The sequence below is a fragment of the Fibrobacter sp. HC4 genome (assembly GCF_023373925.1).
Classification (GTDB): Bacteria; Fibrobacterota; Fibrobacteria; order Fibrobacterales; family Fibrobacteraceae; genus Fibrobacter.
Map to the genome: position 1 here is coordinate 12,160 of NZ_JALCZV010000019.1, position 19,385 is coordinate 31,544.

General features: G+C 48.0%; 14 protein-coding genes. 13 read left to right on the forward strand and 1 reads right to left on the reverse strand.

Features of this window, described 5'->3' with window-relative positions; translation table 11 throughout:
- Positions 1-3 precede the first annotated feature (3 nt).
- The 7 genes from MMG03_RS12140 (at position 4) to MMG03_RS12170 (ending at position 6,982) form a co-directional block, all read left to right on the forward strand.
- A complete protein-coding gene (locus MMG03_RS12140; protein WP_073161191.1) occupies positions 4-1,500 on the forward strand; it encodes an LptA/OstA family protein in 1,497 nt (498 codons plus the stop codon).
- The gene (lptB, locus tag MMG03_RS12145; protein WP_083538271.1) at positions 1,497-2,234 is read left to right on the forward strand and encodes an LPS export ABC transporter ATP-binding protein; all 738 of its coding nucleotides are present in this window, start codon (positions 1,497-1,499) and stop codon (positions 2,232-2,234) included. Before MMG03_RS12140 ends, lptB begins: the two co-directional genes overlap by 4 nt.
- Positions 2,235-2,301: 67 nt before the next feature.
- Positions 2,302-3,972: an RNA polymerase factor sigma-54 gene (gene rpoN, locus MMG03_RS12150; protein WP_073161190.1), complete on the forward strand. Its 1,671-nt coding sequence runs from the start codon at positions 2,302-2,304 to the stop codon at positions 3,970-3,972.
- 158 nt (positions 3,973-4,130) lie between these two features.
- Complete coding sequence (gene hpf, locus MMG03_RS12155) at positions 4,131-4,448, forward strand: ribosome hibernation-promoting factor, HPF/YfiA family (protein ID WP_073161189.1); 318 nt, start codon at positions 4,131-4,133, stop codon at positions 4,446-4,448.
- A 34-nt stretch (positions 4,449-4,482) separates the two neighbouring features.
- Positions 4,483-5,514 carry an HPr(Ser) kinase/phosphatase gene (gene hprK / locus MMG03_RS12160; RefSeq protein WP_073161188.1) on the forward strand — a complete coding sequence of 344 codons (1,032 nt, stop codon included), beginning with the start codon at positions 4,483-4,485 and terminating at the stop codon, positions 5,512-5,514.
- Positions 5,507-6,424, forward strand: a complete 918-nt coding sequence (locus MMG03_RS12165; protein WP_249506393.1) for an MlaD family protein — start codon at positions 5,507-5,509, stop codon at positions 6,422-6,424. Before hprK ends, MMG03_RS12165 begins: the two co-directional genes overlap by 8 nt.
- Before the next feature lie 87 nt (positions 6,425-6,511).
- On the forward strand, positions 6,512-6,982 hold the full coding sequence (locus MMG03_RS12170; RefSeq protein WP_073161186.1) for a TraR/DksA C4-type zinc finger protein: 471 nt from the start codon (positions 6,512-6,514) through the stop codon (positions 6,980-6,982).
- A gap of 110 nt (positions 6,983-7,092) precedes the next feature.
- Here MMG03_RS12170 and MMG03_RS12175 read toward each other — a convergent pair whose 3' ends face one another.
- A complete protein-coding gene (locus MMG03_RS12175; RefSeq protein WP_073161185.1) occupies positions 7,093-8,178 on the reverse strand; it encodes a serine hydrolase in 1,086 nt (361 codons plus the stop codon).
- A gap of 48 nt (positions 8,179-8,226) precedes the next feature.
- Between MMG03_RS12175 and MMG03_RS12180 the strand changes: the two genes are divergently transcribed.
- The 6 genes from MMG03_RS12180 to MMG03_RS12205 are packed head-to-tail and all read left to right on the forward strand — an operon-like array spanning position 8,227 to position 19,378.
- Positions 8,227-9,678, forward strand: coding sequence for a response regulator (locus tag MMG03_RS12180; RefSeq protein ID WP_249506394.1), 1,452 nt, complete (start codon positions 8,227-8,229; stop codon positions 9,676-9,678).
- Positions 9,665-11,896, forward strand: a complete 2,232-nt coding sequence (locus MMG03_RS12185) for a response regulator (RefSeq protein WP_073237473.1) — start codon at positions 9,665-9,667, stop codon at positions 11,894-11,896. Before MMG03_RS12180 ends, MMG03_RS12185 begins: the two co-directional genes overlap by 14 nt.
- Complete coding sequence (locus tag MMG03_RS12190) at positions 11,893-14,586, forward strand: response regulator (RefSeq protein ID WP_249506395.1); 2,694 nt, start codon at positions 11,893-11,895, stop codon at positions 14,584-14,586. The genes MMG03_RS12185 and MMG03_RS12190 overlap by 4 nt, the downstream gene beginning before the upstream one ends.
- Positions 14,583-15,674 (forward strand): BMP family ABC transporter substrate-binding protein, encoded by a 1,092-nt coding sequence (locus tag MMG03_RS12195; RefSeq protein ID WP_083542187.1) that lies wholly within the window; start codon positions 14,583-14,585, stop codon positions 15,672-15,674. Before MMG03_RS12190 ends, MMG03_RS12195 begins: the two co-directional genes overlap by 4 nt.
- Positions 15,667-16,758 (forward strand): BMP family ABC transporter substrate-binding protein, encoded by a 1,092-nt coding sequence (locus MMG03_RS12200; protein WP_073286990.1) that lies wholly within the window; start codon positions 15,667-15,669, stop codon positions 16,756-16,758. The genes MMG03_RS12195 and MMG03_RS12200 overlap by 8 nt, the downstream gene beginning before the upstream one ends.
- On the forward strand, positions 16,748-19,378 hold the full coding sequence (locus MMG03_RS12205) for an ATP-binding protein (protein WP_083538267.1): 2,631 nt from the start codon (positions 16,748-16,750) through the stop codon (positions 19,376-19,378). Before MMG03_RS12200 ends, MMG03_RS12205 begins: the two co-directional genes overlap by 11 nt.
- The last annotated feature ends 7 nt before the right edge of the window (positions 19,379-19,385 follow it).

Below are 19,385 nucleotides of genomic sequence, written 5' to 3' on the forward strand. Positions count from 1 at the left end.
AAGATGTCTCGATACATTGGTTCTTTCAAGTTTGGTCTGTTCCTGGCGTTTGCGATTCTGATCTTGTTTTCGGGCGAGGCGGTGGCGCAGTCTTCGCCTATTATCATGAAGCATGCAGACAGTCTTGCGGTGGCCCGCAAGCGCGGAACTCTCTTGCTGCATGGCCGTGTGCAGTTCCTTCACGATAGTGTGCAGTTCAAGACCCAGCGCGCCATCTGGAATAAGGATGGTGAAGTGGTCCAATGTGATGGCGGCTTCCTGTTTACCCACCCCTCGGGTTATATCGATGCCCGCAACGGTGTGTACCAGAAGAAACGTGGCCTCGCCACCGCTACCGGCGATGTCCATGCTGGTGATTCCGCCCATACCTACTACTTTACCGGCGAGTACCTGGAGTATGATAAGGAAAAGGAAATCCTGACCATGCCTACAAAGCCGGTGCTCCGCCAGTTCGAGAAGAACAAGTCCGGCGGCGAGGATACCGTAAAGATTGTGGCCAGGCGAATTGTGTACAACAAGAAAGATGGCTATGCGGAAGCCCGCGGCGATGTGACCATTACCCAGAAGGACGTGGCCATTTCTGCTGACAATATGAATTACAGCAAGAAGGACGATTACGCCGAGGCTTTCAATCATGTAAAGCTGACCCAGAACGACATGGTGGTGACTTGCGATACGGGATATTTTGACCGCAAGAATAACTGGCTTTCGATGAAAGGCAACCCGACTTGCGACCTGAAGAATTATCACCTGACGGGCGACTCCATTTTCCTGGTGCTGGATTCTACCGGCAACTCCCTGAAGTCTGCGCTGGTGATTCGTAATGCCCACGGCATCCAGCAGGAAGAACCGAAGAGGAATGCTCCGGGTAGCGTGACGGAAGCCTTTGGCGATACCCTCTTTGCAGAATTCAGCGGAAACAAGATCGAACGCCTCTATGTGAACTTGAACGCCCGCGGTTTCTTTTACGAGACGGACCTGCAGGATTACAGAAACTTGATGGACGGCGACCGCCTTGACATGTATTTTAACAAGGGCAAGATGGACAAGGCCGTGGTCTCCGGCAAGGCCCAGAGTACCTATTTCTACATCAAGAAGGATCGTTCCGTGTCTGGCAAGAATGAGGCATCGGGCGATACCATCCATATCTTGTTTGACGCCCAGAAGAATGCAGTAAAGTCCCTGAAGCTTCTAGGTAATTCCACTATGGCCAGCGGCCGTTATGTTGACCTGGAAAAGGAACGCCGTAACAAGGAACTTGCCCTGAAGGATTCCCTGGCGAAGGTGGATTCATTAAAAAAAGAAAATAAGGCGGATTCGTTGACAGAAGCCGGTGCTTCTATCGATAGTAAGGAACGGGAAGTGCAACCCGCGAAAAAGCCGTCGGCTTTCAAGAAGGCTTTGTTGGACAGGAATCGGTCCAGAAAAAAATCAGAAAAAACTCCATCGGATTCATCCGCGGTGAATGTAAATTCTAAGCATGTAGAGGAAAAAAAGTGAAGAACCTTGTCAGTACCATACGCACAGAACACCTGCGAAAGGTTTATGGTGGCCGTCAGGTCGTAAGCGACGTTTCTATCCGTGTGTCGCAGGGTGAGATTGTCGGCCTTCTTGGCCCCAATGGTGCCGGCAAGACCACGTCTTTCTACATGATCGTGGGAATGGTCCGCCCTGAGTCTGGACATATCTTTCTTGATGATATCGAGATGACCGACAAGCCCATGTACAAGCGCGCACGACTTGGCATCGGTTATCTTCCTCAGGAAGCTTCCATCTTCCGCAAGCTTAGCGTAGAAGATAACATTATGGCCATTCTTGAAACTCAGGACATGAAGCGCCGTGAACGCAAGGTTCGTCTGGAGCAGCTCCTGGAAGAATTCAAGATTACCCACATTCGCAAGACCAAGTCTATGAGCTGTTCCGGTGGCGAACGTCGCCGTCTTGAAATCGCGCGTGCTTTGGCCAGCGACCCCAGCTTCCTTCTGCTGGATGAACCTTTTGCCGGTATCGACCCCATTGCCGTGGCCGATATCCAGGGCATCATCTCCGGGTTGAAGGACCGCGGTATGGGAGTCCTCATTACAGACCATAACGTGCGTGAAACCCTTTCCATTACGGACCGGGCCTACATTATGTACAAGAGCCAGGTTCTTACGGAAGGCTCCTCTGAATATTTGGCGAACGACCCCGAGGCAAGACGTATTTACCTCGGCGATAGCTTTAGATTGGATTAATTGGGTTTGCATATAGGAAATGCAAATTTTATAAATAAAAATTATTGAAAGTTTTAAGGACGGTTTTATGGATTTAGGAATGAACTTAGGCACGAGTCAGCGACTGGAGCAGACCCTTTCGCCCCAGTTGTTGCAGTCCATCAATATCCTTCAGAAAACGTCCCTGGAACTGGAAACCGCCATCAAGGATGAGCTGGAAAGCAATCCCCTTCTGGAACTGGATGATTCCATGCCTGACGAGGAACGTGAAGTTCGCGATGATGAACTCTCGGAATCCGGGGCGGAACGTTCTGGCGAATCCTCTGCTGACAATGACGCCTATGGCGATGCCGACGATCGTGAAAGCGGCTCTCTGGATGATAGCGCCCTGGTGGATCGCGGACTTTTGGATGGTTCCGATGGCGATGTGAATTACGAACAGCTTTTTTCTGACGGAACCGGTTCCGATGACGCACCCTTCAAGGACTTGAATGCGGGTAATGCTGAAGCCGATGACGAATGGGACCGCCCCATCAAGGATAACGGCAAGAGCCTTCAGGAACAACTTCGCGACCAGCTGATGCTTTGGTCTGGAACTCGCGACCAGCTGGAAGAACTGGCAAAAAATAACTGTTCTGAAAAGCGATTCCGTTCACTGGTTGAATACCTGATCGATTCCGTGAACGAAGATGGTTTCTTGCAGGTGGGCGAACAGGAAAACGCCCCCATCAATATTTCTGACGATGAATTTATCAATGAAATTGAAACCATGATTCGTGGCGAGAAGAAGCTGGAAGAATGTTCCCTTCCGGTGCAAGAGGCCTTGCATGTGCTGCAGGGGTTCAATCCCCGTGGAATCGGTGCCCGCGACCAGCGCGAGTGTTTCTTGATTCAGGCTTACGGCATTCCCAACTTTTCTCCCCTGGCCATCAAGATTCTTGAAAACTGCTATGAAGACCTTCTGGAACTTCGCTACGCCAAGATTGGAAAGGCCCTTGGCGAACCGACGGAATCTGTGCAGAAGGCTATTGCCAGCTTTGCAAGGCTGAATCCCCATCCGGGATTCTCTCTGTCTAACGCACGCATCCAGACGGTATCCGCCGATCTTAAAATTATTGAAAAACGCGGAAAGTTCTCTGCGGAAGCGGTCCGTTCCCCCATGCAGAAACGCCTTCGCATCAATCAGACCTACAAGGCCATTATCGACGACAAGAATGCCTCCAAGTCTGACCGTGACTATGTGAAGACCCACCTGAACAAGGCCATGGAATTCATGAAGGCGGTAGATAACCGCTACTCTACCATGGAACTGGTCATGCAGGCTATCCTTAAACGTCAGAAGGAGTTCTTCTCTAAGGGCCCTGCCTTTTTGAAGCCCATGGTGCTGCAGGATATTGCAGACGACGTAAAGCGCGATGTGAGTACCGTGAATCGAGTGACTAACGGAAAGTTTGTGGATACCCCTTACGGTGTTTATGAACTGAAGCGTTTCTTTACTTCGGGTATCAAGCAGAAGCCCTCTGCAGGGAGTGCCGAATCCAGTTCCGGAGCCGAAGAGGAAATTCTCGGTTCTGCCCAGGTTCTTGACGCCATGAAGAAGATGATCGATGAGGAAGACAAGCGAAAGCCTCTTTCTGACCAGGCTATCTCCGACAAACTTGCGGAAATGGGAATGAAGGTGGCTCGCCGTACCGTTGCGAAGTACCGTGAAAATTCCCTGAAGATTCTTACGGCAAGTCAGCGCAAGATCTTAAAGTAAATTCAATGGGCCTGCACCCCCATTATTCCAAGTTGGAACATTTCTTTTATACAAAAATGACGGCTCCTATTGGTTTTCTGAAGTAAAAAGATGTATATACCTAAACGTGAGGCGCTCCGCCTCGCAGATATTCACTTTTTTCTACGGAGGTTTTTACTATGGATATTCAGTTTTCTGCTCGCCACTTTAACGCATCTGCAGGTCTCCAGGATCGTATTCAGGAAGAAATGGACAAGTTAGCTCGCTTCTACCCGAATATCACAAGCGCCTCCGTCGTCCTTGATCACGAAGTTGAAAATCGCCGTCATTGCGAAATCACCGTGAACATTGTTGGCTCCCAGGTTGTAGCCTCTGCCGACGAAGAAAATATGGGCAAGGCCGTGGATGTAACCCTCGAACGTGTCAAGGTCCAGCTGAAGAAGGCGAACGACAAGCAGAATGACCATCGTGCTCAGCCTATGTCTGACGTCGTCTAATTACAGCCGCGCTAAAATTGTATAATTTTAGTCTATGGCTGAATCAAGACTGAAAGATATCAAGATCCTGCATCGGGAACGCTTCCTGGTGCGGGACTTTTTTTGTCGGTACGGCAAGGACCTGCAGATGGCCTGCCACACTGCCGAAAGTTTTATGGACGCTCCCATTGCGGAAAGTGGTATTCACAGACCCGGCCTCGCCATGGCAGGCTACACGGCGGTTTATAGTTCCCAGCAGATTCAGGTCGTTGGACATACTGAATGGAACTATCTGGAATCAATCGGTTCTGAAGGTCGTGCCAAGGTTTTTGAAGGCCTGAAGGATTTCAAGGCTCCCATGTGGGTGGTGACGCATGCCCAGATGCCTCATCCGGAACTGAAGGCCATGTGTGAACGCCTGGGAATACCTCTGTTCTCTACGACGCTCCATACCTACGAATTCATCAAGCTGTCTCAGCGTATTCTTGAAGAATTTTTTGCACCTCACGCCGTGATTCACGGAAGCCTTGTGGACGTGTACGGTATCGGTATGCTGTTCGTGGGGGACAGTAACGTAGGTAAGTCTGAATGCGTGCTGGACCTGGTAGAAAGCGGTCACCGCATGGTTGCCGATGACGTAGTCCATATCAGTCATGTGGGCCGTTCCATTATCGGCCGACCGGATCCCCTGATCAAGCATCATATGGAAATCCGCGGTGTTGGCATTCTGGATATCAAGTCTATGTTCGGTATTCACGCTATCCGTAAGACCAAGAAGATCGAAACCATCGTGGAATTGCAGCAGTGGCGCCAGGAAGGCGGTTATGACCGTACTGGCCTCAACGAGCAGCAGGAAACCATCATGGGCGTGAACATCCCGAAGATCGTCATTCCGGTGGCGCCTGGCAAGAACCTGACGGTGATTTCCGAAGTCATTGCCATGAACACCTTGATGAAGATGAACGGGCACAATGTGGCGGAAGACTTTAACGAAGCCCTCATGCAAAAGATCAAGGCCAAGGCCAAGGGCGAATACGTTGAGGATTTGCTAGATTTTGACCCGGAGAACTGGTCATACTATGAATAGATTCGTGAGGCTTGTCAGGGAAAACATCATTCCCTCCATCGTGTTCGTGATACTGGTGCTGGCATGTGCTGGCGCCTGGTATTACTATCACCCGTCTAGCCCCTACCATGCCCGTTACTCTTTCGTGGTGCGTTACGATGCTATCGGTACGCTGTCGCCGGGGAACCCGGTGAAGGTTCGCGGTATCGGTGCCGGCGAGATTACCAAGGTGGAGTTGACCGAGGATGCTGTGTTTGTGACGGCGCGGGTCTATGCAACCACCAAGATTCCTGTCAATTCCGAGTTCAGGTTGATTAACTCTGGCTTGATGGGCGAACGTGAAATGTGCGTTCTAACCGGGGATGATTCCCGCCTGATCCATGATGGTGATACCTTGAAGGGGCACTATGATGAGGGTACGTCGGGTGTGGGCCTCAAACTGGTGGGAATGCTGGATGACGTCGCTGAAATCAAGGACGCCCTGCGCATGTTCGTGGATTCCGTTTTTCGGGGTGACATCGGCAAGAGGACCGAAAGGGTTATCAAGAAGGGCAAGAACGTAATCAGTGTGGCCGAGAAGGACGTCAAGGCCTGGAAGTCCGATGCGGAAGCCATCTTTGACAAGCTGGATGAAGACTTGAACAAGGTGAAGGAGGCGCTTGACGGCGTTGTGGTGCAGGGTGGCTCCAAGGTAGGCCAGGTGGAGGAGCTGCTGGGCCGAGTAGACGCCTTGCTTCTTAAGTTGAAGGACATGAAGGACCAGAGCGCTAACCTTTTGATAAAATTGTCCAAGGATGACAACACGGCTGGTCTGATTTTAGATCAGGATGGCGCATTCGGCAAGAGCATAGAAAAGCTGACAGTTGACATAGATGCCCTGCTTTCCGATATAAAAAAGAACGGTGTCAAGCTTAATGTGGACATTTTCTAATTTTTTTTAGTAGAAACAAACTATTTTGTAAAAAAAAAGTTATTTATCACTCTATTGATAGAGTAATTCACAACCAAGGAGTTTACCATGGCTGAAAAGAAACCTGTAAAAATGAGCGACGCTGATCTCAAGTTCTTTGAAGATATGCTGATTGAAAAACGCCGCGAAATCGTGACCGCACAGAGCGAGTCCGAAAAGGCGGAGACTTTCAAGAGCCAGGTCCAGGCTGGTGACGGTGGCGAATCCAATAGTGCAGACCTTGCTACCGACTACAACGCTCTCGAAACAAACTTCGAATTGGCTGCCCGCGAAGGCAAGTACCTGGTGTACCTGGAAGAAGCCCTGAAGCGTATTAAGAAGGGTACGTTCGGCATCTGTAAGGTTTGTGGCCAGCTGATTCCCAAGGCCCGTCTGATGGCTGTTCCTACTGCTACCAAGTGCGTAAACTGTAAGGAAGAGACCAAGAAGAAGGAAAAGGAAGATAGCCGTCTTGAAATGGCTCGCCTGTTGGCTGAAGAACAGCGCCGCGAGATGATGAAGCGCAATGCCAGCAAGTAATTGCCTTTAGTGCGGTCTTTCTCTAGAGATTGAAAAAAGCCCCGTAGGTCCGGTAGGACTTGCGGGGCTTTTGCTGTACCTATGGAGGTTGTCTGCGGCTTGTGGGGCGGCTAGCCGATGTCTTCGAAGAAGGCGTCGGCCAGGGCGGCACGGAAAGCGTGGATGCGGTCTGCGTTGGCTTCGCGATGGGGATAGGTGAAGTTGCTGAGGAGGACCACGGCAGCACCCTTGTGGGGGTCGGCGACGATGCTTGCTCCTGTAAAGCCCGTCTTTCCGAAGGTGCGTGGAGAGCATTTCGTTCCCATGAACTTGGGAGAGTTCAGTTCCCAGCCTAGGGCGGTACAGGCGTTGACAGGACCTGCGCTTGTGTGGTGGCCTTCTGCGTCGAAGGCGTTGGTGCTGACCAGTTCCAGCAGGCCTGCCGGGGCGATCCGCTCGCCGCTGACGGGGTCGGTGCCGTCGTTAAGAACCATCTGGACGAACTTCAGCAGGTCCGGTACGCAGCTGAACATGCCGGCGCTCCCTACAGGGAAGAGCTGTCGCAATACCCAGGCGCTTTCATCGTGGATTTCTCCCTGGATTTCGCGGTTCCTGAATGCGCAGATTTCTGTAGGGGCGATTTCTTCCTTGGGAATTCTGTTGAAGTCCCTTGTAAGCGGATCCCAGCCACTGCGGTTCATTTTTAACGGATCAAAAAAGGTTAGACGTCCCTGTTGCTGTAAATCCATACCTGTAAGGCGGCTCAGGATAATGCCCAGAAGGACGCTTGCCGGATTGCCGTAGTTGAAGTCTGCGCCCGGTGGAGCCTGGAACTGGTAATTGTAGAGGGCTTCCAGGATTTTTTCGGCCGGAAGTTCCCGCAAGGTTTTCATGGGGACCCTGTAATCCAGGCTGTGGGTCAAGAGGTGGAATATCCGGATTTCTTCACGATAGTTTGTCCTTAATTCCGGAATATAGTCGATGACCTTGGTCTCGGGGGATAGCCGCCCTTCGAGAATGTGGCAAAGCGCTAGCGTTGAAGTGGGGCATACCTTGGTCAGGCTTGCAATGTCGAAAACGGTGTCTTCCGGAGTGCCCAAGTGAAGGATTTTTCTTGTCCCGTCTGGGAGGATGAACCCGGCGACGGCCTTGTTGAATATGCTCTGGGCCTTTGCTTCGTCTAAAAGGTTGCTCAACTTGTTTTCATTAAAATTCATAGCCCAAAAATATAATTCATAAATCTTATATTTTGCTTGTATGGATGTTTGAGGTTAAGGAAGACTGTAGAAGGAGCCGATATGGAAGGGCGAGGGAAAAAAATCCTGGTTGTAGACGACGATCATCTATCCATGAAGATGACTGAACAGATCCTGAAAGGATTTTCCTTTGAGGTCTTGACAGCCAATTCAGGGGAATCTTGCCTCGATGTATTGCGTCGGTCTCAGGTGGACCTTGTTCTCCTTGATGTTGAAATGCCGGGACTGAATGGCCTGGATACGTTGAGGCTTATTAGGGCCGAAGAAAAGATTAGAAGTACAAAGGTCGTTTTTCTTACGGGTACCATCGATGGTGAACGAAAGAGGATTGTACAGTCGTTGGGTGCCCTGGATTTTATACAGAAGCCCATTTTGCCTGTTAGCCTGGTAGAACAGATTTCCAAGGTTTTCCGCGAAACTTCTAGGCAGTGCATTCTTGTGGTTGATGATGACAACATGAACCTTCGTTTTGCTCAGCGTATGCTGGGGAGCTATTACGATGTGTCTTGCGTGTCTTCGGGTAAGGCTGCCCTTGAGTATCTGAAGACTTCTACTCCTGCCCTGGCCCTGCTGGATTTGCATATGCCGGAAATGAACGGTTTCCAGTTGCTGGAGCAGATCCGTTTGCTGCCGGACGGTGACAAACTTCCGGTTGTCTTTTTGACTGCGGACAACGATCGTGAAACCGAAATTCAGGTGTTCAAGGCTGGCGCCCTGGACTACATCCAGAAACCTTTCGTGGCGGACGTGCTGTTGCACCGACTGAACCGAATTCTCGATTTGAAGCGCTTGCAGGATTCCCTTCAGGAAGAAGTGGAAAAGCGTACTGCGGAATTGAGCGATAGTCGTCGCAAGGTGGCCAACTTGTCATTGCAGGTGGTTACGACTCTTGCCAGTACCATTGACGCCAAGGATAAGTATACCAATGGTCATTCAAGACGCGTGGCCAAGTATTCCCGTGAACTTGGGAGACGTATGGGCAAAACTCCTTCTGAACTGGAAGAGATTTACTTTATTGCCATGCTTCATGATATCGGCAAGATCGGCATCCCCGATGCCATTATCAACAAGACCAGTCGGTTGACTGATTCTGAGTATGGAGTCATCAAGGCCTATCCTTCCATTGGTGCGGAAATCCTGAAGAATATTTCTGAAATGCCCAATATGGAAATTGGCGCCCACTGGCATCATGAACGTTATGATGGCACGGGGTATCCCGACGGATTGAAGGGTGATGCTATTCCTGAAATTGCAAGAATCATTGCTGTCGCAGATGCCTATGATGCCATGACTTCCCGTCGTAGCTATCGTAGTGCGCTTCCTCAGGCGGTGGTCCGTGCTGAAATCGAGAGGGGACGCGGCCTACAATTCGATCCGCAGATTGCAGACTTGATGCTGGAAATGATTTGGGAAGACGCTGATTACGAAATGCGCGATGAGGGTTTTTATGGAGAATTCTAAGTCTCGGTTGCAACAGTTCAGGCAGATTTTTTTCGATGAAAAAATCGAGATTCAGACTCGTCTTCTGAATCTGATCCTCTGGGCTGTTCTGGTGGGTGGCTTTGTCATTTCGATGTTCGTGCTTTTTTTCGAAAGGGATAAGTACGGGCTTATTATTCTTGCTCTTCTTGCGGTTGTTTGCGTTGGACTTGTGCTGTCGGTAAAGAAGCATCCTCAGCTTGCGGGTGTTGTGGTGACTGGTGGCGCAAACGTTATTTTCTTTCCGTTGATTTATCAGAATTTGGGTGGTCTTGAGAGCGGTACGATTCTGTGGTTCGTGCTGGGACTTATTTTTGCCTTCCTTACGTTGCGTGGTGCGCTCAGCTATATCGTGTATGTGGTGGGGCTGGTGTCGCTCAGTGCCTGTATCTTTTACTTTGACGTACATCCTGGTCTGCTTGCAGAAATGCCTGCCGATTTTAGAATCAGGAATATGGTCATCTCGCTGGCCATTGTGTCTGCAATTTTCGGAACCATCTTTAAGTACCAGGATTACGCCTACAGAAAGCAGAACCGTTTGCTACTAGACCAGGAAAAGAAACTTCGCGAAACCATGGAAGACTTGAAGGTGGCGAGCCGCGCCAAGTCTGAATTCCTGGCGAACATGAGTCACGAAATTCGCACTCCTATCAACGGTATTCTGGGCATGAACACCATGCTGTTGAAGGAATGTAATGATGATAATTTAAAGGAGTATGCGCTGAACATTCAGAGTGCAAGCCATACTCTGCTTTCGATTATCAACTCTATCCTTGATATTTCAAAGATTGAATCCGGAAAAATGGAAATTCTGCTGAACAACTATGAGTTGTTCTCGGTTTTGAATGACTGCTATAACATGGTTGTGACGAAGGCCGAAGACAAGAACTTGAATTTCCGTCTGGATGTGGATGAGAATCTCCCGGTCGGACTTTTGGGTGATGAAGTTAGAATTCGTCAGATTATAAACAACCTGCTTTCTAACGCAGTGAAATACACCGAACAGGGATTTGTAAAGCTTACGGTTGGTTTTGAACCGTTGGATTGTGATACCTTGGAAGTTGGTTCCAAGATCCTGTTGAAAATCGCGGTAAGCGATTCGGGTAAGGGAATCAAGTGTGAAGACCAGAGCAAACTCTTCCAGATGTTCCAGCGCATTGACGAAATGAAGAATCGCAATGTGGAAGGTACCGGGCTCGGTTTGAATCTTTCTCGCAAGCTTGTTGATATGATGGATGGCGAAATTCACGTCATCAGTGAGTATGGCTCGGGCTCCACGTTCTTTGTCAGCATTCCTCAGGTTGTAAAGAATCCTGATAAGATGGGTAACTTCTCCGAGAAGTATCGTTCCCTGGCATCAAAGCAGGAACTGCCCAAGGTTCATCTGGAAGCGGCCGGCAAGCGCATTCTTGTGGTTGATGATGTCAAGATGAACCTGAAGGTTGTGGAGGGCTTGCTTAAGGATACTGGCATGCAGGTGGATGCCGTCTTGAGTGGTCGTCAGGCCCTGGAGATGGTCCAAAAGAATAATTACGACATGATTTTCCTGGATCACATGATGCCGGAAATGGATGGCGTGGAAACCATGCGTCTGATGCGGAGTCTTCCGGGAAATAAGAATGAAAAAGTCCCGGTAGTGATGCTTACCGCCAATGCGATTATCGGTGCCAGGGAATATTACCTTAAGGAAGGGTTTAGCGACTATCTGTCAAAGCCCGTTCGTGAGCAGGAACTGCTATTCCTGATTAGGAAATACCTGAATCATTCTGATGGAAACGAAAAAAGAGTAGATGGTGATTCCTCTGCTGAAAGTTCCAGCGCTTCCGACTTAAAGGAAAAGAAGTCTACTTACGAAAAGATTTGTACTCTTCGCGAACTTGATGCCCAGTCCGGCCTTGAACTGTGTATGAACGACGAAAGTTTCTACATCGAAATGCTGCAGGAATATCTTGCCGGAAACAAGAGCGAAGAACTGGAAAAGTTTTTCGTTGCGGCAGACTGGAAGAATTACAGGATTGTTGTGCACGCCCTGAAGAGCACTTCTCTTACCATCGGTGCAAAGAAATTGTCGGAAGAGGCCAAGGCTCTGGAAATGGCTTGCTCTTCTGGAGATGTTGCCTTCGTGAAATGTAATCACGGCTCGATGATGAAGAACTATCAGGTGGTGATAAAGAAGATCAATGAGGCTCTTGGTTTATGACATCTAGAAACGGTGCAAGAGAAGGGCGTTATGTTGCATACTACATCATTGTGATGATGTTGTTTTTGGGCTGCGTCGCCCTATGTGCAATGTTCGTTTCGAAAAATTTTTTGAGACAGAATGAGCGGGATGCCGTTCTTCTTGCTGATTTCAAGCACCGTCAGAATGCCGAGGCCTTGAATGACTTTCTGTATAGGGCAAGTTTTGCGCTAGAGTCGGCCGCGATGATTGTTGATCATCTGATTGCCTCCGGCGAACCTGTCGAAAAAATCCAGGAATTTATGGCCCTGGAAATGAAAAGGGCTTCTAAGCAGACGGATTCCCTATCAGGCAATGTGTTTGGAGTTGTGAATGGAGAGTTTGTTCACGATGGAGACTGGCTTCCTGGCGATGAGTATATGCCGTTGCGTAGACCCTGGTATAAGGATGCTGTGCGTACTCATGGTCGTGTTGTCGTTGGAAAACCGTTTACCAGCACTAATTCCGCAAAGCCTGTAATCTCCTTTAGCAAGAGCCTGTTGGACGAAAAAAATGTGGTCGCATTTACTTTGCCCTTGGCGAGCTTGTCCCGTTTCATCGCCTCCAGAAAAGAAAAGGTTGGCGATATCTGGATGGTTATGGATAGGGATGGCCTTGTTATAGCCAGTTCCGGTGAAATTCGCCAGGGCTTTGATTGTCTTTCTTCTGAAGCATGGGGAATGGATGAAGAAAAGCTTGCTCGTGAAATTTTGCTGGCCGGTGAAAAGCCCTTTGAATTTGTGTACCATAAAGACAAATATATGGTTTTCTCCATGGCTGTCCAAAATGGTTGGAACATGGTCTCCCTTGTTAAAAAGAGCCAGGTCTTTGGCCGTTCCCGTGTAATTCTGGTGCAGGTGCTGGTTGTCTTTGGTTCGATCTTTATTGTAATCGTAGTGCTTTGTACAATCACCTTGATCAATCGAATCCGTGTTGTCAGATCGGTACGTAGAAAGTCTGACTTCCTGGATTCCGTAGCCAAGGAACTTAGGACGCCTCTGAACGGAATTCTGGGGATGACTCGAATTCTCCTTCGTGATGCCCGTGATGAAAGTGTTCATGACTATGTTAAAAACGTGCAGGTCGCCTCTATAGGACTTTTGTCTGTCGTTCATGAAGTTCAGGAAATCGCGAAAATAGAAAGTGGCGAATTTGTATTGAATCCTGTGCAGTATGAATTGTATTCGGTGCTGAAGGATTGCTTTGATACGGTTTCGCCAAGGGCTACCGCCAAAAATTTGCACTTCTCCCTGGAATGTGATCCTGATATTCCGTCTAGCCTGTGGGGTGATGAAGACCGAATCCGTCAGATTATTGTGAACCTTCTGACCAATGCCATCTTGTATACGGAATTAGGTGAAGTTCGTCTGATTATCAGTTATGATGTGATTCCCAATCAGGGTGAACAACGTCTGGATGAATGCATCAATCTGAAAATTACGGTAAAGGATTCGGGCGTGGGAATCCGCGACGAAAATACGGATTCCATTCTCGGATTGTTCCAGATGACGAATGAACCGAAACCTGCCGGAACTCGATTTAGTCTTAGCCTGACAAAAAAACTGATTTCCATGTGTGGTGGCGAAATTATCGTGAAGAGCCGTTTTGGTGAGGGCGCTACATATATGGTTTCGATTCCGCAGCTCGTGTTGAATGTTGAACCTATGGGCGATTTTGCGACTCGCTATAAGAACGGTTCTGAAAAGGAATCGCTGGGCTCAGAAATGTTGTTTGCTCCTGCTGCCCGCATATTGGCGGTCGACGATGCAGAATTGAATCTGAAGGTGATTCGTGGTTTGCTGAAGGAAACCCGCGTTCAAATCGATACGGCATTAAATGGGTCTCAGTGTCTGGATATGGTCCAGGTAAGACATTATGATCTGATTTTGCTTGACAATATGATGCCTATGATGGACGGCCGAGAAACCTTTGAAAGGATGAAGCGCCTCTCTGTCAACTTGTGCAAGGACACTCCTGTGGTCATTATGATTGCAGGCCCTGTTCCTGTAGATAAGGAATCCTATTTGAGTGTGGGCATTGCCGATTATATTCCTAAGCCGCTTATGGAAGAAGATTTGCTTCGTGCCTTGAAGTGGTATTTGCCCAAGCATTTGGTTCTTACCCGAGAAGACTTGAATATGTCTCCCTATGAAGAGATGTCCGCTAAGAACCTGGAAGAAGAAACGTCGGCTCTACTGGCCACTTATGACAAGGTGAACGGATTCTATCAGGTGGCTTCTAGCGAATCTGAAAAGAAGAAAAAGCGTGAACTTGTTGGCGACCTGGAATTGGATATGGTTACTCCTCAAAGTCCCAATGAGCGCCTGTCTGTTTTTGAAGATGTCCTGGATGTTAAACTTGGACTGGAAAACTGCATTAATGACGAGGAATTCTTTAGGGAAATGCTTTCTGAATTCCTGCTGGATGACAAGCGGAAGGAATTGGAACGTGCATACGATTCTGGTGAATGGATGAATTATCAGATTCTGGTTCATGCCCTTAGAGGTACTGCCCGCACAATTGGTGCCGAGGAATTGTCACGAGATGCCAAGTCGATCGAGATGGCTTGCAAGGAAGGTAAGATTGACTATGTGCGTAAGAGGCATGTTGAACTGATTGCTTCATATGCCAATGTTCTTCGAAAGATTCGTGAAGGATTGAACGCAAAATGAGAATGGTAGGCTTTGTATTTGGAAGTATCCTGATGATCATTGCCATCGGCATTTTGATGATGCAGGATAAGAAAGTTGAGACCAATGTGACTCTCCATCGTACGAAGGTGGCCGTAATCATGAACGGCTCGCGAAATGATCACAGCTGGAGCGAATCTCATTATGAGGCCATGGAGAAAGTTGCTGACAGGCTTAATCTGGAAGTGCTCTATTATGAGAATGTGTCCGAAGATTCCCTGACGGAACGCATTATGGAATCTGCCATAAAAAAAGGAGCTCGTATTGTTGTGGCCAATTCCTTCGGGTTTGGAAAAACTGTAATGCGGATGGCCGAGAAATATCCTGAAGTCAAATTTATACATGCGTCAGGTATCGATTATAAATCTAACGTATCTACTTTCTTTGGACGAATTTACCAGATGCGTTATTTGTCGGGAATCGTGGCAGGTCTTACTACGAAGACGAACGAAATTGGTTATGTGGCTGCATTTGATATTTCTGAAGTGAATCGTGGCATAAACGCCTTTGCGCTGGGAGTCGCCAAAGTGAACCCCGAAGCGAAGGTTTTTGTGGGTTGGAGTCATTCCTGGGAAGACTCTGCCTTGGCTGCGGATGCGACTAATGACTTGATTAATAAGCATAATATAGACGTGTTGACGGTCCATGTGGATGCCCTGAGCCCTTACGATATTGCAGAACATCGGAATATTCGGATGATTGGGTATAACCTGGATAATGGAAACCGTTTCCCGAGAACGTTTATGACAGCCCCGGTATGGCGCTGGGAGAATTATTACTCTCCCAAGATCATGGCTATCTTGCAGGACAAGTTTGTTGGCGATCATGCCTGGCTTGGTGTTGATAGCGATATTATTGGCCTGGCTCCAATGACGGCTCTTGTTCCGGATTCCGCAAGGAAAATCGTTGACGTAGAATTCGAACGTTTGAAATCTGGCGCCTACGATGTCTTTTATGGCCCCATTGAAGATAACCATGGAGATGTTCGCGTAAATGATGGTGAAAGCATGACCGATGTGGATATGCTTGAACATTTTGACTGGTATGTGAAAGGGGTGGTGAATGAATAAATTGTTATGGACAATTCCCCTTGTCTGCATCATCCTGACAACGGTCATTATTTCGTCGATTTTGTCTTTTGGTAGCGAAAAGGAGACTCCTGAATCAGTGATAGGAGTCATTATGCCCGGCCGCGTGAATGAATTGGGCTGGAACGGCATTCATTACAAGGGTATTGCGGAAGCCGCCGAAAATTTGGGCGTAAAAGTTTTGCTGGTTGAAAATGCTCGTGAGAACTCGGGACTTTGTGCAGCTGCAATTGATAGCCTTGTTGAGGCTGGCGCAAAGATGGTTATTCTTGGCAGCTACAATTATCCGCAGGAAGTCCTGTCAACTATACGTAAATATCCCAAGGTGATGTTCTTCTCTTACCTGTCCATGTCGGATGAAGAAAATTACAAGGTTTATTTTGCGAGAGTTTATCAGGCCAGGTTCCTTTCCGGAATTGTTGCTGGCCTGTCTACGAAGAACAACAAGATTGGCTATGTGGCAGCCATGAATAATAATGAAGTGAATCGTGGAATAAATGCCTTTGCGCTGGGCGTTGCCAAGGTAAATCCTGAAGCAAAGATTTTTGTTTCGTGGACGGGTGCCTGGGATGATGAGGATATTGAAAAGGATAATGTGAATCGTCTGGTGAATGGTGCAGGCGTTGACCTGGTGGCATATCATCAAAATCAGGATTGGGTTCTGAAGGAAGCCGAAGTGATGGGCGTGATGTCCATCGGTTATAATTTGGACTCTTCTTCCTATTCGCCTAATGTGCTGACATCTGTCTCGACGAATTGGGAAATTGTCTACAAGTCCATCATCCAGGATTACTTTCAGAAAAAGCAAAGTCTGTCTAATTATTGGATTGGCATAGAAACTGATGCAGTAGGGTTGTCTTTTTATTCTTCTCTCGTAAGTGATTCTGTCAAGAACGTCTTGAACGAAACTGTTCTCCAGATGAAAAGTGGGATGGATGTTTTTTCCGGTCCGATTTATGACAATAAGAAGAAAAGGCGTTGTGCCAAGGATGAAATTGTCAGCGATCAAATTTTACGTGATAGTATGGATTGGTTTGTGAAGGGGGTGGTCATTTATGAAGACTAGTATTCGATTGAGGATGATCCTTTGGATGGTGGCGTTTGCCTCTGTCCTGTGTCTTGTGGCCGGTTTGCTGCGTTTTAGACTGGATAGCCTTTTTTATGGATATGTTTCAAGCCAGGTATCAAAGCAGGCTGCCATCATGGCTGAACTCGTGGATGAACGGGTGAGCGTCCAGCTTGAATTCCTGTCGGGAATTTCTAGGGAAATGGAAAAGGATAGTTCAAGAATGTCCGTAATCCTGGAAAGCTACCGAAAGGAAAATGGGATTTCCTATGGAGTGTTGAATCTAAAGGGAAAGCTTATTGTGGGTGATACGTCAGTAACGGTTTCGCCTGCCGATTTTTCAAGCATCGCCCAGTCATTTCGAGGGAATGAGGCTGTCAGCTATAGCGAGGGCAAGGGCTTCCTTTTTAGCGTTCCCATATACCATGGTAGAAACGTTCGTTATGTCCTTTATAAAATCTATAGCGAGTCTGAAGTTCTTCGCTATTTCGACAATCGCTGTTATGATGGGGAATGCTATTCTTCGATTCGTAATGCCGATGATCAGGTGATTGTGGGTTCGGCCAATAACCCGCTTTCTGAAAATCCGATTTGGCAGAACGGAAACTTTGATCCCATTCGCGTTCAGCTGAAAAAACTTCTGAATGTTTCTATTGCCGCAGCCGTACGCGAAGATGTGGGCGGAAAGGGTTACTTCTTCTTTATGGCGGACTTGAAGCAACCTGGTCTTTCTCTTGTTGGCATGGTTCCCGAATCGGTTGCCGCAAAGGGTGTTGAAGATATTACCCTCCTGATTTTCTGGGTTTTCGGAATTTTGCTGCTCTTGTTCCTTATCGGCTTTGGCTTCATATTTGTGTCGGAACGTAAGGCGGAAGAAAATGTGACCTTGAGAGAAGCGAAGGTCCTGGCAGAAAAGGCAAGCCTGGCCAAGAGTCAGTTCCTGGCTAACATGAGCCATGAAATTCGTACTCCGATTAACGGAATTCTGGGTATGGATACAATGTTGCTGAAGGAATGCAAGGATCCGACCTTGAAGGAATATGCCCTAAATATTCAGAGTGCGGGCCATACGCTGCTTTCGATTATTAACGACATCCTGGATATTTCCAAAATTGAATCGGGCCGCATGGAAATCGTTCCTGTTGAATATGACTTGTTCTCTGTGCTCAATGAATGCCGTAACATGGTGTCTATGCGCGCCAACGAAAAGTCGTTGGATCTTCGTGTAGAAGTGGATAAGTCCATGCCATCGGGCTTGATGGGTGATGAAGTCCGTGTGCGTCAGATTATCAATAACCTGTTGTCGAATGCGGTCAAGTATACTCCCAGTGGAAGCGTAATCTTGAGAGTGTCTTACGAACGGAACAATATGGGTTCGCAGTTGGGTTCTCCGGATCTCCGTACCATCAATTTGGTGATTGCCGTTCAGGATACTGGTATTGGAATTCGCAATGAGGATGTCGACAAGTTGTTTGCGACGTTCCAGCGCCTAGAAGAAAAGCGTAACCGCAATATCGAAGGAACGGGCCTTGGCTTGAATCTGACTAAGCGTCTTGTTGACTTGATGGGTGGCGACATCCAGGTGGAAAGTGAATATGGAAAGGGTTCTACGTTTATCGTGGCGATTCCGCAGATTGTGAAGCGTAGCGAACCTATTGGTGATTTTAATGAACGTTGCAACAAGGCAGTGACGGTCGATATTTCCCGTAACCGCTTTAGGGCTCCTCACGCCAATATCCTGGTGGTTGATGACGTTCCCATGAATCTTCGTGTGATGAGTGGCCTCTTGAAGGATACGCAGGTGCAGATCGATACTGCACTCAACGGAATGGAAGCTCTGGAAAAAATCAAGCGCAAACATTACGATGTCATATTCCTTGACCATATGATGCCTGTAATGGATGGTATGGAAACGGTTTCGCTGATGCATACCCTTTCTGGACATCCGAACGAGAGTACGCCTGTAATCATGCTGACCGCCAATGCCGATAAGCATGCCCGCGATCTGTATTTGCAGGCGGGATTCTCTGATTATCTGTCAAAGCCGATTCGCGAAGCGGATTTGCTGGGTGTCTTGCTGGACTATCTGCCGTCTGACCTTCTCGTGATGGTTGACCAGCCTAAGCCTGTTGCGGAGCCCAAGTCGTTGGATGACCTGTATCAGACTCCTGTAGTTTCTGTGCCTCTTGCAAATAAGGAAAAAACTCAGCCGGAAGAAAAGTCTCCAAGATATGGAAAGGCTTTGAATATTTCCAAGGATCTGGTGGATCTTTCTGCAACGGGTTTTGTGGATGTAGAAATCGGTCTAGGCTATTGCATGAATGATGAAACGTTCTATCGCGAAATGCTGACCGAATTTGTGAAGACCAATAAGGAATCTGAATTGAATGCGTCCTTGAAGGATGGCGATTTCGAATCCTATAGAATTTGCGTTCACTCCCTGAAGAGTACTTCCTTGACTATTGGCGCAGTGGAATTTTCGAGCCGTGCCAAGGCCATGGAATTTGCCTGCAAGGATGGGCATTTTGACTATGTGCAGATGCATCATGACGCGCTGATGGCCGAATATCGTAACTTCTTGAAAGTCCTTACGGATTTTGCCAAGGATCATCGGGCATGATGAGGTA

What these genes read in the sequence shown, in the direction of transcription:
- MMG03_RS12140 (WP_073161191.1), top strand. Translation starts at nt 4, where the DNA reads ATGTCTCGATACATTGGTTCTTTCAAGTTTGGTCTGTTCCTGGCGTTT.
- rpoN (WP_073161190.1), top strand. Translation starts at nt 2,302, where the DNA reads ATGGATTTAGGAATGAACTTAGGCACGAGTCAGCGACTGGAGCAGACC.
- hpf (WP_073161189.1), top strand. Translation starts at nt 4,131, where the DNA reads ATGGATATTCAGTTTTCTGCTCGCCACTTTAACGCATCTGCAGGTCTC.
- hprK (WP_073161188.1), top strand. Translation starts at nt 4,483, where the DNA reads ATGGCTGAATCAAGACTGAAAGATATCAAGATCCTGCATCGGGAACGC.
- MMG03_RS12165 (WP_249506393.1), top strand. Translation starts at nt 5,507, where the DNA reads ATGAATAGATTCGTGAGGCTTGTCAGGGAAAACATCATTCCCTCCATC.
- MMG03_RS12170 (WP_073161186.1), top strand. Translation starts at nt 6,512, where the DNA reads ATGGCTGAAAAGAAACCTGTAAAAATGAGCGACGCTGATCTCAAGTTC.
- MMG03_RS12175 (WP_073161185.1), bottom strand. Translation starts at nt 8,178, where the DNA reads ATGAATTTTAATGAAAACAAGTTGAGCAACCTTTTAGACGAAGCAAAG.
- MMG03_RS12185 (WP_073237473.1), top strand. Translation starts at nt 9,665, where the DNA reads ATGGAGAATTCTAAGTCTCGGTTGCAACAGTTCAGGCAGATTTTTTTC.
- MMG03_RS12190 (WP_249506395.1), top strand. Translation starts at nt 11,893, where the DNA reads ATGACATCTAGAAACGGTGCAAGAGAAGGGCGTTATGTTGCATACTAC.
- MMG03_RS12195 (WP_083542187.1), top strand. Translation starts at nt 14,583, where the DNA reads ATGAGAATGGTAGGCTTTGTATTTGGAAGTATCCTGATGATCATTGCC.
- MMG03_RS12200 (WP_073286990.1), top strand. Translation starts at nt 15,667, where the DNA reads ATGAATAAATTGTTATGGACAATTCCCCTTGTCTGCATCATCCTGACA.
- MMG03_RS12205 (WP_083538267.1), top strand. Translation starts at nt 16,748, where the DNA reads ATGAAGACTAGTATTCGATTGAGGATGATCCTTTGGATGGTGGCGTTT.